The organism is Bacillus sp. GC_Bacil_1, from assembly GCF_026540675.1.
GTDB classification, from domain to species: domain Bacteria; phylum Bacillota; class Bacilli; order Bacillales; family Bacillaceae_G; genus Bacillus_A; species Bacillus_A cereus.
Genome location: NZ_JALNUG010000010.1, coordinates 178,348 through 191,166, shown reverse-complemented (window position 1 = coordinate 191,166; position 12,819 = coordinate 178,348). Strand labels below are relative to the sequence as shown.

The window sequence follows — 12,819 nt, the reverse complement described above, 5'->3', positions numbered from 1 at the left end:
TAAAACATGAGAAAAGGGGTAGTTATTAAGTATAGGAGGAGATATAAAAATGTCACACGATGTGAAAGAACTAATCGAAGGATTGAATGAAGATTTAGCAGGAGAATACTCAGCAATTATTATGTATAACCATAATGCAGCTACAGTTTCTGGTATATATAGACAAGTGTTAAAACCTTTCTTTGAATCTGAAATTAGTGATGAACAAGGACATGCCCTATATTTAGCGGAGAAAATTAAGACGCTAGGTGGTACACCTACTACGATCCCTTTACCAGTGAAACAAGTAGAAGATGTTAGAGAAATGTTAGAATCCGCTAGACAATCAGAATATGAAACAATTAAGCGTTATGAAACGAGAAAAGAACAGGCAGCGAAATTAAATATGACAGAGTTAGTTGTAAAACTAGAAGATATGATTGCAGATGAAACTAATCATATGGAAGAATTAGATCGTCTTTTAAATGATAAAGCAATGGTGTTAAATTAAAAGTAGAAATTTATAGAGTGAAAGAACAAATTCCTATTTCTAGGGGTTTGTTCTTTTGTTGTATAAATATGTTTGAGTAAGAAATTTTCATTTTGTAACTGAGTATGTAATACTAGAAAAATAGAAAATGATAATAGATTTACATTTTAAATAAGAAAAGGGGAAATAACTTGTGTCCATTTTAATTGTTGATGATAATCCGGTTAACATATTTGTAATTGAGAAGATTTTAAAACAAGCCGGATATCATGATCTTGTATCGCTCAATTCTGCACAAGAGCTCTTCGAATACATACAGTTTGGAAAAGATTCTTCCAGGCATAATGAAATTGATTTAATACTATTAGATATTATGATGCCTGAAATTGATGGACTTGAAGTTTGTAGGCGATTACAAAAAGAGGAGAAGTTTAAAGATATCCCTATTATTTTTGTTACAGCTTTAGAGGATGCAAATAAATTGGCCGAAGCTCTTGATATGGGGGCAATGGATTATATTACGAAACCTATAAATAAAGTTGAACTATTAGCACGTATGCGTGTAGCGTTACGCTTGAAATCAGAATTAAATTGGCATAAAGAACAAGAAGAAAATCTTCGGAATGAACTAGATTTAGCTACGCAAGTACAAAGAAACTTATTAAGTAGCCCATTAAGAGAAGATCATATAAAAATTGAAGCAAGTTACTTACCTTCATTTAAACTAGCTGGAGATATGTATTATTGGTATAAAATCGATGAAAATCGCTACGGTATTATATTATTAGATGTGATGGGACATGGTGTATCTGCTTCATTAGTTTGTATGTTTATTTCGTCTGTATTACGTGAAACAATTAAATGTTTAATTGATCCAGAACTCGTTATTAAAGAATTAAATAAATATATGACCCTTTTACATAATGAAAATGATAATATTCCTTATTATTTTACGGCGATATACTTAGTTGTTAATACAGAAGATAGAACAGTTGAATATGTAAATGCAGGGCATCCTTCTGGATATGTTTTAGTTGATGAAACAAATGTAGTTGAACTAGATCGCGGGAGTTGTGCCGTAGGATTTTTTGATGAAATAAAAGTTAAAAAGACAGTTATACCTTTTGAGAAGAACGCTCAAATATTATTGTTTACAGATGGTGTTCTTGAAGCAATTGCAAATGATGAATTTGAGTCTGAAGAGAAATTACGTACTTTTACAGAAAGAAAATGGGGAGATTTAGAAGGCGAGATAGAAGGGTTTTACAAGGAAGAACAAAAGAAAGCGCAATCAGATGATATGTGTCTAATTATGATACAAACGAATGCGAAATAAAAAGCGTATGAAATCCAAACAGAGGATTTCATACGCTTTTTATTGTATTTTTTGATAAATTTGTTCACTAGGATTAAATTGGGTATAATGCGGCATTATATTTGAAAAACGAAGAGTTTCTTTATTTCCTAAACATAGAAATCCATTGTGACTTAAGCTTTCATAAAATAGTTGCTGCACTTGATTTTGAAGTTTACTTGTAAAGTAAATTAAAACGTTACGACAAAGTATAATATGAAACTCGTTAAAAGATTGATCGGTTACTAAATTATGCTGTGCAAAAATAATGTTTTGTAACAGTGAAGGATTAAAATAAGCAAAACGATTATCTGTTGAATAATAGTTAGAAAATGCTTGTGTACCGCCAGCTTGTAAATAGTTTTTCGTATAAGTTTGCATTTTATTTAACGGGAGGATAGCTTGTTTTGCTTTTTCTAACACATTTGTATTCATATCTGTTGCGTAAATAACCGACTTTTCACTTAATCCTTCTTCGTGAAGTAAGATGGACATCGATAATACTTCTTCACCAGTTGCGCATCCAGCATGCCAAATTCTAATTTCAGGTTGCTTTTTCAATTCAGGAATAACATGCTCTCTTAGCGCTTTAAAAAAGGCAGGGTTACGGAACATCTCAGTTACATTAATCGAGAAATCATTTAATAACTGTTCTAAAACCCCTTCCTCGTGAATTACTTTTTCAATTAATTTTGAAATGGTTGGGATATTAGAGAGCTGCATTCGATTACAAATCCTTCTATAAATAGATGTGCGAGCATATTGGCGAAAATCAAATCCTGATAGTTTAAATACCGCTTCCAATAGTAATTCAATTTCTAAGTTCGTGCGCTCATCCGTATCTACTGATGGATCAAAATTATAATACTTATTTTCCACTCCAACTAAACCTCACTTATTTTATTAACCATACACTCATTACCGAATAGAGTTGATGTAGGTTTAATGGTTTACTTATATAATCTGAAGCGCCAGCAGATAAACATTTTTCCTTATCATTTGGCATTGCTTTAGCAGTTAATGCGATAATAGGTATTTCATGTAACCCTAAGTTCATTCGGATATTTTCCATCGTTTCATAACCGTCCATATTAGGCATCATAATATCCATTAAAATAAGGTCAATATTTGTATTGCTTTTTAGTATTTCTAAACACTCTATGCCGTTTTGGGCAGTAATAATGTTGGCATTTTGTTTTTTTAATGCATTTTGTAACGCAAATATATTTCGATGATCATCATCGACAATTAAAATGTTTTTCTCTTGGAAGACGTTATTTGTTTCGGTAGTAACGATAGTTTCTTCAACAACTTCAGCAGGAATAACATCTTCTATCGTTGCTGCGACTTCTAAATTGGATAACTGTATATCATGTAATCCATTTGGAAGGTTAGGAATATATACTGTGAAAGTACTACCTTCTCCTACATTACTCTCTAACGTAATCCAACCACCTAACAATCTAGCAAACTCTTTACAAATAGATAAACCTAGTCCTGTGCCACCATACTTTCGAATCGTTGCTCCATCTGCCTGTTGAAAGGCTTCGAAAATAAGTTGATGCTGTTCTTTAGCGATACCAATACCAGTATCTTTTACTGAAATTGTAATCCAATCTTTACTTATAGACTGCATATCATGACTTAAATTGGTTGTTTCTATTGAATCGAAATGTAAAGAAACGGATCCTTTTTCCGTGAATTTAAATGCATTGGATAATAAGTTTTTAATAATTTGCTCAATCCGTTTTGCATCTGTATAAAACAGATCAGGAATCGTATCACTGTCTTCAATAGTAAATTCGACATTTTTTTGTGCAGCTATATGTAAAAAGTTTTGATGCATATTGGCTGCCATGTCACTTATGTTCGTTGCTTCAAAAATGATGTCTAGTTTGCCTGCTTCTACTTTAGATAAATCTAGTATGTCATTAATTAAAGTAAGTAAGTCTTTCCCTGATGAATGAATGACAGTTGCTAGTTCAATTTCATCATCCGATAAATGATTATCATGATTTTCTCTTAACATTTCAGATAATAGTAAAATACTATTTAACGGTGTGCGTAATTCATGTGACATATTTGCTAGGAACTCAGATTTGTATTTTGAGCTGCGTAACAACTCGCTTGCTTTTTCTTCTAATTCTGATTTGGTAATTTGTAAGTCAGCTGTCTTTTGTTCAGCTTCTTCAGTTCTAGACTCTAATTGTTCATTCGTTGTTCGTAATTCTTCAGCTTGCATTTGTAGTTCTTCAGCTTGCGTTTGTAATTCTTCTGATTGAACTTGTAACTCTTCTGTCATTGCTTGTGATTCATGTAAAAGAGTTTGAATTCGCATACGTCCTATAATGCTATGGATTGTTAAACCTAGATTATCAATAGTTTGTTGAATTAAATCTTGATGTAAGTCTGAAATCTCAGTTACACTTACTAACTCCATTACTGCAATCACCTCATCCTCAAATAAGATAGGGATGACTAGTAGATTTTTAGGACGTATTTCTAATACTCCGCTAGTGACATAACGAAACTCTTCGGGTATATCCCTGAGAATAAAACTTTTCTTTTCTAAGGCAGACTGTCCAATGAAACCTTCACCCATTTTAATGGATTGTTTTCCAATATCAGCACCTTGATCGGCGAAAGAAGCTTTTTTCACATAGTAGACAGTTTCTTCATATTCTTCACGTACATAAAATGCACCGCAAGAAGTGTGCGTTTTTTGTATAATTCCACTAAGAATTTTTTTACCTAACATCTCAATAGAAGATACACCTTGATACATTAAAATTAATTCTGCAAGTTCAGTTTGTAACCACTCTCTTTTCGATATTTCGTCTAGTAAGTGGTTCGTTGTATGAGCAAGATCTTTTATTTCATCATGTGTATTTACATGAATTCTTTCCGTAATTTTTTCTTTAGAAGAAATTGATTTAATAGCTTGAATTACATTTTTAATCGTTTTTGTAATGGAATTCGAAATATAGAGTGAAACGATAATGGAAATAAAAGAAAGTAAGAACAATAAACTGTATAACCAAATCTCTAATTTATTATTTTCAGTATCTAATTGTGCTGCTCTTTTTTTCGTTAATTGCTCCTCAGTGCTACGGAAGTTAGTTACCTGTGACTGTAAGGACTGAATTTGAGTCGTGTCGATTGTTTGTACATTATTACTATTATTATTTGTAATAAGTGGGTGAATCTCTTTATTAATCCAACTAGTAATGTTTTCGTTAATCTGTTTTAATTTTTCTTGCTGAGAGGGGTTATCCTCTAATAAAGAAAAAAGATCTTGATAATGTTTTTCGTAATCCTTTTCCGCAGAGTTAAGGGATTGCACGTAATTAGGGTTATTAGAAATGATAAACCCTTTCGCTTTATTTTCAATTGTTAGTAACTCTTTCTCCACTTGATTCGTCAAATTGAGAACTTTAAAATCATGATCAATAATAAAATTACGAGATTTTTGTAAGTTGGAAATCTCATTGTTTAACATAATGAAAGAAACAAGTAAGAACAAAATGATAACTAAATAACCAGCCATAATTTTGTAGCGAATACTAAATTTTGCTTTCGAGTTCATTAAAAATTCCTACCTTCAAGGTTATTAAAACTTTTCTATTTTAAAGAATGAAAAACGTAATATATATTATATCAGTTTTCATAAGGCCAAACTAGAAATCCCCCTATTGTATTAGGGGGTTCTTTTTTTATAGAGGAAATCATTTTGAAATATAAAAACATATATGAAAGGTAGTAAGCGAGGGAATAGAGGATAACAAACATTCTAAGAAGGGAAGAGTGTTCTTAAAGCTCTTTTTGCATCTATTCCTTCAAAAATAAATAATATAAGATCTTTCTTTTTTACAGTAAGGAAAAAGGATACTAGAGTGCTTAAATTTTTGATTGATGTCATTGTTCCATGTTTACTTATAAACAAATTAGCTTGAAATGTTGTCATTAAAGCATAAAAATGATGAATCTGAGTTATTGTAGGTGTTTCATTATAAGAAATAGTAGTAGAGTGAATGGCGTTCATCGTAATATTCCTTTCCATATAGTAAGCATAACAATATAAACATACCCGTTTTAAAAAATGTTAAACATATAAATAAGAAAAAATATAAGTATAGTTTTTTTACGTTTAGAAAAGGTTAGGAAGGGTATACATATACTACAAAGAGATTGATTGAAGATGAATTGTAAGATGTCTATGTTTAGTAGATTAGTCTATCAAAATATACTTTTACTTTAAATAAAAAGGAGCCTGGTATACATGAATGAAATGATGATTGATATTACATTTGATTTAATTTACTTGTTAAGTAGTTCACTTGTAGTGCTTTTACTATTCGCTTTCTTCGTAAATGGTTATGTTAATAAGAAGATTAGTGTATACAGAAATGAAGAAAAATAAAGATACATTATATAAAACTTTAGGAGGTTAATAGTTATGAATGTAGATAGAAAAATAGTAGGTGTTTTTAGAACAATTGATGATGCGGCACTCGTTATTAATGAATTAAATGATAAAGGATACTCAGCAGAGAATATTTCAGCTATTGCGAAAGATCAAAAGGAAATTGAACACCTTGAAGAAAAATCGGGTGAAAAAGTGAATAGCGAAACTGCACATAAAGCAGATATCTTTTCAGCGACAGGGCTTGTAGCTGGAGGGGTAGCAGGCGGGCTTGGTGGATTATTAACAGGTCTTGGTGTACTTGCCGTTTCTGGAATGGGTCCAATTGTAGCAGCAGGACCAATCGCAGCAGCTATTGGAGGAGCCGGTATTGGCGGAGGAGCTGGAAGTTTAATAGGAGCATTTATCGGCTTAGGAATCCCTGAAGACCATGCTAAAAAGTATGAAGAATATATTTACGATGGCAATATATTAATTTTAGTAGATGCAAAATTAGACGATAAGTTAGAAATCTATAAAATATTTGATAAGCATAATGCCTATAACTCTGATTTCTTTAAATAAAATATAAACAAAGTGAATATCGTTTTTTGATCTTACAACTTTGGCGCGGCCGAGGAGTCGTATGACTATAAGAGAGGAAGGGCTTATAGTAAAAGATCAAGTTCTATCATGTTATTTAAAAGGGAAGAGGTGCCTTTTCGTGATTGTAAAAATATTAAAGGATAGCAATAATAGTTTCCTTTGTACAGTTCAAAACAAAAATGGAGACCAGTATGTGAAAAAATGGTTTAGTAAACATGAAAATAACAAAGAATTAGGGCGACCAACTTTTAAAGAAGTAGAAAAGGATTGGAAAGAAAATAGAGAATCGTTTATGTATCCCAATATTAAAGCACTTTATTAAAATTAAACATAATGCGCGCTTTATTATTACAAAACTGTCACATTCCTGTAAGGTAATTCAATGGATTAGATACTTTTTCCATGTCATAATAAAGACATAAGAAAGCTTATCAAAACTACAACTTATTAGGAGAGTGTCAGTCATGATTGTAACAACAACGTCTGGAATTCAAGGTAAAGAAATTATTGAGTATATCGATATTGTAAATGGTGAAGCTATTATGGGTGCAAATATTGTCCGCGATTTATTCGCTTCAGTTCGTGATGTTGTCGGTGGTCGTGCTGGTTCTTATGAAAGCAAGCTAAAAGAAGCTCGTGATATCGCAATGGATGAAATGAAAGAACTCGCAAAACAAAAAGGTGCGAACGCTATCGTTGGTATTGACGTAGATTACGAAGTTGTTCGTGATGGAATGTTAATGGTTGCTGTAAGTGGTACAGCTGTACGTATATAAGTAAATAAAAAACAGGCTCACCCCTTGAAGTTTATGCTTTGAGGGGGTTTTTTGTTTTTAAGTTGTAGAAGTAAACTCCAGTTGCAAGGGTAAAATGAAAAAGAGACAGTGATGCTACATATATGTAATGTGAGTGCAAACTTTATAATAAAGTTGTTATTTGAGATAATGGAAGAATTAGTGGTATAAATAATTTTATAGATAATAATCAAAATAGAGAAGACAGAATGTTCATGGATGGAATAGTTAGGGGGGATTTTCCAATCTGTAATAAAAAACGGAGGTACCGAGAGCGGTTTACAGATGTCTACTACATAAAATTTATAATGGATTGGAGGCAATTTTTATGTTTTGGTTAGGAGGCTTTTTAGGATACATTGTAGGTTCTATTACTACATGTGCGCTACTTTACTTTGGTTATAGAGCCGAGAAGAACAAAAAAGCGGATATGCGAAAGAAAGAGGGGAGAAACATCAATAAAAAAGGTGTATAGGATGTGGAAGAAAAATTGATAACATTGATGCAAAAATAAAGGACAGTTACATATTTTATATGATTACTATGTACTGTCCCGCTTATTCCTTTTGGATTAACAAAAATTGTTTCCTGTCTTGCTATAAATTTCATAAGCAAAAAATCCAAATAAATAGCCTATTCCGGATCCTAAACTAATTGAAAGCAGTGAGAAATCTGGGGAAAACATGCCGAAAATCAAACCAATTATACAGCCAAAAAGCATTCCTATAGGTATTAAACTATCTAATAACAGTTGAGCTTTTTGAGATTTTTTCTTACCTAATTTTCCTTCTTTATATTTCCGTTCCATTCTTTTTATTACAAATACTACAATTCCACCAACTATTAAAACGGGCGCGATTGCCGAAATGAACCACATATTAGAAGCTCCTTTCGTATTTTAACCAAATTATACCATTTAATAACATTTTTTAGTTTAAGCGGAGATAAGATTTTTTGCTTCTCCTTCCTTTTTGTTCATGACTAAAGTTAATAGGAGTAAAATTAAGCTTAAAAGTGCCATTATAATAAAAACTTGCGTATAACTATCAAAATAGTCACGAGCGATTCCAGCTAGGACAGGAATGAATCCGCCCATAATATATCCTCCTGATTGCATCATAGCAGTCCATGCACTTGCATCTTCTGAAGTTTTTGTTTCATATAGTGGCAGCATAAGAGCGAGTGGAAATACGCCGCCGAGCCCGATCCCTAGTAAAATAGAAGGGGTCCATGGTGTAGTTAGTGGGTAAATCATAAGCGATAAACCTACGAGTACAAAGCATATACTTCCTAATAACCAAAGTGCTCTGTTTTTATAAATATCCGCTAATGTTGGAATTAAAAAGCTACATATCATTTGAATCACTGTAAAAACAGTTATAAGAGTACCCGCTTGCTCGCTACTCACACCCATACTTTGATTTGCTGGCGCAAGCCAAGTCGTAATGGAATAAAAGATTCCTGAGTGTAGTCCGAAAAAGATTGTAAATAACCATGCTTTTTTATTTCTTAAAGGCAATTTATTATTCTTTTTATTTTGTGTGCTCGTCTTCTTTTTTCGTTTCATAATGGGATACCAAAATATAATGGCGATAATAGTTAGTGCACCCCAAAAAGCGAGTGCCATATTCCAAGATCCTTTTAATACATGTTGTAAAGGAATCGTTAATCCTGCACTTAAAGAAGCACCAGTACCCATACCTACTGAATATATTCCAATCATTAAGCCGATTTTCGTAGGGAATTTTTCTTTAATAAAACCTGATAATAACGGACCTGCAAGTGCAATTCCAATACCGATAAATAAAGAGCTCGCGAATAATGTGGAAATAGAAAAGGTAAAAGCTCTCATACATGTTGCCAAGCCAATTAAAATAAGACAAGCCATAATTGATTTTTCTGCCCCGTATTTCTTAATTACCTTCCCAGTCAGTAAGGCGAATGTCCCCATACAAAAAACAGGAATAGCTGTTAAAAAACTAACGGAAAAATTGCTTATATTTAAGTCTTGTCGGATTGTTTCTAATACAGGTGAAACAGATGTAATTCCGATACGTAAATTAATAGAAACAAAAAATAGCGCTAGTATATACAAATAAGTTCGTTCTTGATGTTTCAATTTCATTTTCTCCTCTCTTAAACATCAGATGTTATTGAGTATATCATCTGATGTTTTTGTGTAATAGATAAGGAGCTTATTTCAGCTCCAAATTTTAAACAGCGTATTTTCGTGCTTCTTCAGTATTTTGTTTTAAAATCGCTTGGAATAACTTTTCATGAATGTCAGAGTTATCTTCATAGTTCGCTGTATTTAATATGAATTGGCTTAAAATGTGACGAAGGGCAGGTACGAAAGATTGATACAAATCAAGTAGAACTTCGTTTTTGCTCGCCTTTGCAATGGCTAGATGAAACTGAATGTCTGCATCTATGTATGCTACATAATTTCCTTCTTGAAGGGCATTTTTTCTTTTATTCAAATGTCCTTTTAAGTATAAAAGATCCTCGTCGCTTCGGCGCTGTGCCGCTAACATCGCTACTTCTTTATCTAACATATTTCGTGCTTCATACACATGATTTATATTAGCTGCTTGTAGTCGTTTTTCAAATGAATCTTGCGTTATATTAAGTGAGACAATACGAGTACCTTGTCCTTGTCGAACTTCTAATATGCCAGCATGTACTAATATTTTTATGCTTTCTCGTAGCGTTGAGCGTCCTACCCCTAACTCTTCCATTAATTGCGGCTCTGTAGGGAGGCGATCACCAACTTCATACTTCCCAGAAAAGATTTTCTCTTGTAGACGTTCCAATACTTCATCGACTAATTTCCGCCGAGAAACTTTTGAAAAAGATTTCTTTTCGTTCATATTCATCTGCTCATCTCCTGTTATGTTCGCTTTTATGATAACCAATATAAGTGCTGTTGACAATGTTATTTTTAGGTAGTTGAAGCCGGGATATCAAAATTAGGTTTATAAGGCATAAAAAAATCAATCAAAATAGAGTCTTCAATTGCATTCAATAACTCGTCAAAAACACTTTCCCTTTCGTTTTCTCAGCAGATTGCACAACATCAACTGCCGCTTTCACATCTGCTAAGTCATACGTAGAATGTACCGTCATAAAACACAATTGCTTATTTTCTACTAAACGAATTAAGTGACGAAACGTTTCTTGCCATTTATATGGTGACACTTCATTATTCCAATGTCGTAAATGAAATATGTTTGCGTGTACTTTTGCTCTCGTGACAATCTCGGCCCAGTTCACTTGTATTCCTGATAGAAGACCGATCGTTAAAAAATGCCCGTTTGGATGTAAGGAGAAAGCTAATTCATTTCCATCCGGTCCTCCGATGGAATCAATTGCAGCATCCGCACCGAGCCCGTTTGTTAATGACATAACTGTTTCATAAAGCGGGGTAGTGGAAGTATCAATTACATATGCAGCACCAAGGCGCAGTAATTCTTCTGTATGCTTATTATTTCTTGTAACAGCAATTAATCGGAAATTTAAAATTTGTGATAACTGCGCAAATAGATGTCCAATAGCGGATCCACAAGCATTCACTAATAAAACATCATTATGCTGTAAGTTTAGCGTTTCTGTACATGTAACCCACGCAGTAAGAGGATTAATATACATTTGTGCCGCTGTAAAATCATCAATGGAATCAGGAACAGGGACTACAAAATCAGCTAATGTCTTCACATATTCTTGCCAAGTACCTTTCCCGCGTAAAGGTAACACACGTTTACCGATAAGGTCTCGAGAAACAAAAGCGCCTACATCTTCTACAATACCAACACCTTCATAACCAGGTATGTTAGGCAAAGGGATTCTATGTGCGTATGCTCCAGTGATGGGAATTAAGTCAGATGGATTAATCGGTCTAACTAGCATACGAACGAAAACTTCATTATCTTTCAGTGGTTCTATATTTTTATATTCAACTTGTAATACGTCTTTTGGATTGCCAAACTTATGAAATTGAATGCATGTTCCAAGCAAAGTAATTTGCCCCCTTAGTTTGATTGGGTTTATTATAGCATTTTTGGTTTGGGCGATTATTTTGTTAGTGATAAATAGGGTTTTTAATTTACGTATTTATCAGAATTTTATAAAATGTTTATAGAACTATAAAATGGGGGGATTTCTTCATGTGTACTAGTTTGACGTTACAAACAAAAAATTTCCAGCATCTTTTTGGGAGAACAATGGATTTCACATTAGATATGAATCAAGAAGTAATAATCATTCCTCGGCGTTATCAGTGGAACAATATAACTGGTGAAACGATCCGAGCGAAAAAGGCTGTTGTCGGAATGGGAATTAATTTTGGAGGAAGGGTCATGATGGCGGACGGAGTAAATGAAACTGGTATGACATGTGCAACTCTCTATTTCCCAGGATTTGCTACTTATAGTAATCATATAGATAGCAATAAAACGAATGTAGCACCATTTGATTTTGTGACTTGGAGCCTCACGCAGTTCAATTCTGTTGAAGAATTAAGAAAATATATTGATAACATTGCCTTTATAGATGTGCCATTACCAGTTTTAGGAATTACGCCACCGCTACATTGGATTTTAGCAGATAAATCGGGAGCGTGTATTGTACTTGAGCCGACAGCTGATGGAATAAAAGTGTATGACAATCCAATAGGAGTAATGACTAATAGTCCGGAGTTTAATTGGCATTTACAAAATTTAAGACAATATATTGGACTTAAATCGCAGCCATTTGCGCCAACTGAGTGGGGAGATGTACCATTAAGTGCTTTTGGCCAAGGTTCAGGAACAATGGGACTTCCTGGAGATTTCACCCCGCCATCAAGATTTGTACGGGCAGCATATGGCAAACAAAACATTCAAAGTATAGAGAACGAAGAAGAGGGGATATCGGCTATTTTTCATATCTTATCAAATTGTGAGGTTCCTAAGGGGGCAGTAATAACAGAAGACGGTATATTAGATAATACGATCTATACAAGTGCAATGTGTATGGAGTCTGGAACATATTATTACCATACTTACGATTGTAGACAAATTATAGCCATTCATTTATTCAATGAAGATTTAGATACAGCTGAGATTAAAACGTATCCGTTCCAGCGGAAGCAAAAAATCTTTTATGAAAACTGATAAAAACACCTCCATTGAATTTGCATACTTAGTATGCGAATTCG

At 33.3% G+C, this 12,819-nt stretch carries 15 protein-coding genes; 8 read left to right on the top strand and 7 right to left on the bottom strand.

Annotation, left to right across the window (positions count from 1 at the left end; genetic code table 11):
* The first annotated feature begins 49 nt into the window (after window positions 1-49).
* Together OXT04_RS17155 and OXT04_RS17150 are read left to right on the top strand one after the other, a co-directional pair.
* Entirely contained in the window at window positions 50-490 is a 441-nt protein-coding gene (locus tag OXT04_RS17155; RefSeq protein ID WP_000017755.1) for a ferritin-like domain-containing protein, read from the top strand.
* A gap of 172 nt (window positions 491-662) precedes the next feature.
* On the top strand, window positions 663-1,805 hold the full coding sequence (locus OXT04_RS17150; protein WP_029442048.1) for a fused response regulator/phosphatase: 1,143 nt from the start codon (window positions 663-665) through the stop codon (window positions 1,803-1,805).
* Window positions 1,806-1,844: 39 nt separating this feature from the next.
* Here OXT04_RS17150 and OXT04_RS17145 read toward each other — a convergent pair whose 3' ends face one another.
* The 3 genes from OXT04_RS17145 to OXT04_RS17135 form a co-directional block, all read right to left on the bottom strand.
* The gene (locus OXT04_RS17145; protein WP_000429043.1) at window positions 1,845-2,702 is read right to left on the bottom strand and encodes a CheR family methyltransferase; all 858 of its coding nucleotides are present in this window, start codon (window positions 2,700-2,702) and stop codon (window positions 1,845-1,847) included.
* A 16-nt stretch (window positions 2,703-2,718) separates the two neighbouring features.
* Entirely contained in the window at window positions 2,719-5,409 is a 2,691-nt protein-coding gene (locus OXT04_RS17140; RefSeq protein ID WP_001084961.1) for an ATP-binding protein, read from the bottom strand.
* A 204-nt stretch (window positions 5,410-5,613) separates the two neighbouring features.
* Window positions 5,614-5,865, bottom strand: a complete 252-nt coding sequence (locus OXT04_RS17135; RefSeq protein ID WP_000991350.1) for a hypothetical protein — start codon at window positions 5,863-5,865, stop codon at window positions 5,614-5,616.
* Window positions 5,866-6,102: 237 nt separating this feature from the next.
* Here OXT04_RS17135 and OXT04_RS17130 point away from each other — a divergent pair, with 237 nt between their 5' ends.
* The 5 genes from OXT04_RS17130 (at window position 6,103) to OXT04_RS17110 (ending at window position 8,100) form a co-directional block, all read left to right on the top strand.
* Window positions 6,103-6,243 (top strand): hypothetical protein, encoded by a 141-nt coding sequence (locus OXT04_RS17130; protein ID WP_001004567.1) that lies wholly within the window; start codon window positions 6,103-6,105, stop codon window positions 6,241-6,243.
* Window positions 6,244-6,279: 36 nt separating this feature from the next.
* Window positions 6,280-6,810, top strand: coding sequence for a general stress protein (locus OXT04_RS17125; protein WP_001100092.1), 531 nt, complete (start codon window positions 6,280-6,282; stop codon window positions 6,808-6,810).
* Between the two features lie 139 nt (window positions 6,811-6,949).
* Window positions 6,950-7,153, top strand: a complete 204-nt coding sequence (locus OXT04_RS17120) for a DUF4028 family protein (protein ID WP_267416209.1) — start codon at window positions 6,950-6,952, stop codon at window positions 7,151-7,153.
* A gap of 142 nt (window positions 7,154-7,295) precedes the next feature.
* Entirely contained in the window at window positions 7,296-7,607 is a 312-nt protein-coding gene (locus tag OXT04_RS17115; protein WP_000637510.1) for a YbjQ family protein, read from the top strand.
* A gap of 346 nt (window positions 7,608-7,953) precedes the next feature.
* Window positions 7,954-8,100, top strand: coding sequence for a hypothetical protein (locus OXT04_RS17110; RefSeq protein WP_267416208.1), 147 nt, complete (start codon window positions 7,954-7,956; stop codon window positions 8,098-8,100).
* A 96-nt stretch (window positions 8,101-8,196) separates the two neighbouring features.
* Here the strand turns inward: OXT04_RS17110 and OXT04_RS17105 are convergent, their stop codons facing one another.
* The 4 genes from OXT04_RS17105 to OXT04_RS17090 all read right to left on the bottom strand — a co-directional run bounded on the left by OXT04_RS17105 (window position 8,197) and on the right by OXT04_RS17090 (window position 11,639).
* Window positions 8,197-8,502, bottom strand: coding sequence for a hypothetical protein (locus tag OXT04_RS17105; protein ID WP_065228405.1), 306 nt, complete (start codon window positions 8,500-8,502; stop codon window positions 8,197-8,199).
* Between the two features lie 57 nt (window positions 8,503-8,559).
* Window positions 8,560-9,750, bottom strand: a complete 1,191-nt coding sequence (locus tag OXT04_RS17100; RefSeq protein WP_267416207.1) for an MFS transporter — start codon at window positions 9,748-9,750, stop codon at window positions 8,560-8,562.
* A gap of 88 nt (window positions 9,751-9,838) precedes the next feature.
* A complete protein-coding gene (locus OXT04_RS17095) occupies window positions 9,839-10,501 on the bottom strand; it encodes a FadR/GntR family transcriptional regulator (RefSeq protein ID WP_267416206.1) in 663 nt (220 codons plus the stop codon).
* 145 nt (window positions 10,502-10,646) lie between these two features.
* Window positions 10,647-11,639, bottom strand: a complete 993-nt coding sequence (locus OXT04_RS17090; RefSeq protein WP_267416204.1) for a zinc-dependent alcohol dehydrogenase family protein — start codon at window positions 11,637-11,639, stop codon at window positions 10,647-10,649.
* Between the two features lie 149 nt (window positions 11,640-11,788).
* Between OXT04_RS17090 and bsh the strand changes: the two genes are divergently transcribed.
* Window positions 11,789-12,775: a choloylglycine hydrolase gene (gene bsh / locus OXT04_RS17085; protein ID WP_000337600.1), complete on the top strand. Its 987-nt coding sequence runs from the start codon at window positions 11,789-11,791 to the stop codon at window positions 12,773-12,775.
* Window positions 12,776-12,819 lie beyond the last annotated feature (44 nt).

Excerpts from the sequence above, each read along its gene's own strand:
- OXT04_RS17155 (WP_000017755.1), top strand. The coding sequence starts at position 50 with ATGTCACACGATGTGAAAGAACTAATCGAAGGATTGAATGAAGATTTA.
- OXT04_RS17140 (WP_001084961.1), bottom strand. The coding sequence starts at position 5,409 with ATGAACTCGAAAGCAAAATTTAGTATTCGCTACAAAATTATGGCTGGT.
- OXT04_RS17135 (WP_000991350.1), bottom strand. The coding sequence starts at position 5,865 with ATGAACGCCATTCACTCTACTACTATTTCTTATAATGAAACACCTACA.
- OXT04_RS17130 (WP_001004567.1), top strand. The coding sequence starts at position 6,103 with ATGAATGAAATGATGATTGATATTACATTTGATTTAATTTACTTGTTA.
- OXT04_RS17125 (WP_001100092.1), top strand. The coding sequence starts at position 6,280 with ATGAATGTAGATAGAAAAATAGTAGGTGTTTTTAGAACAATTGATGAT.
- OXT04_RS17115 (WP_000637510.1), top strand. The coding sequence starts at position 7,296 with ATGATTGTAACAACAACGTCTGGAATTCAAGGTAAAGAAATTATTGAG.
- OXT04_RS17110 (WP_267416208.1), top strand. The coding sequence starts at position 7,954 with ATGTTTTGGTTAGGAGGCTTTTTAGGATACATTGTAGGTTCTATTACT.
- OXT04_RS17105 (WP_065228405.1), bottom strand. The coding sequence starts at position 8,502 with ATGTGGTTCATTTCGGCAATCGCGCCCGTTTTAATAGTTGGTGGAATT.
- OXT04_RS17100 (WP_267416207.1), bottom strand. The coding sequence starts at position 9,750 with ATGAAATTGAAACATCAAGAACGAACTTATTTGTATATACTAGCGCTA.
- OXT04_RS17095 (WP_267416206.1), bottom strand. The coding sequence starts at position 10,501 with ATGAATATGAACGAAAAGAAATCTTTTTCAAAAGTTTCTCGGCGGAAA.
- bsh (WP_000337600.1), top strand. The coding sequence starts at position 11,789 with ATGTGTACTAGTTTGACGTTACAAACAAAAAATTTCCAGCATCTTTTT.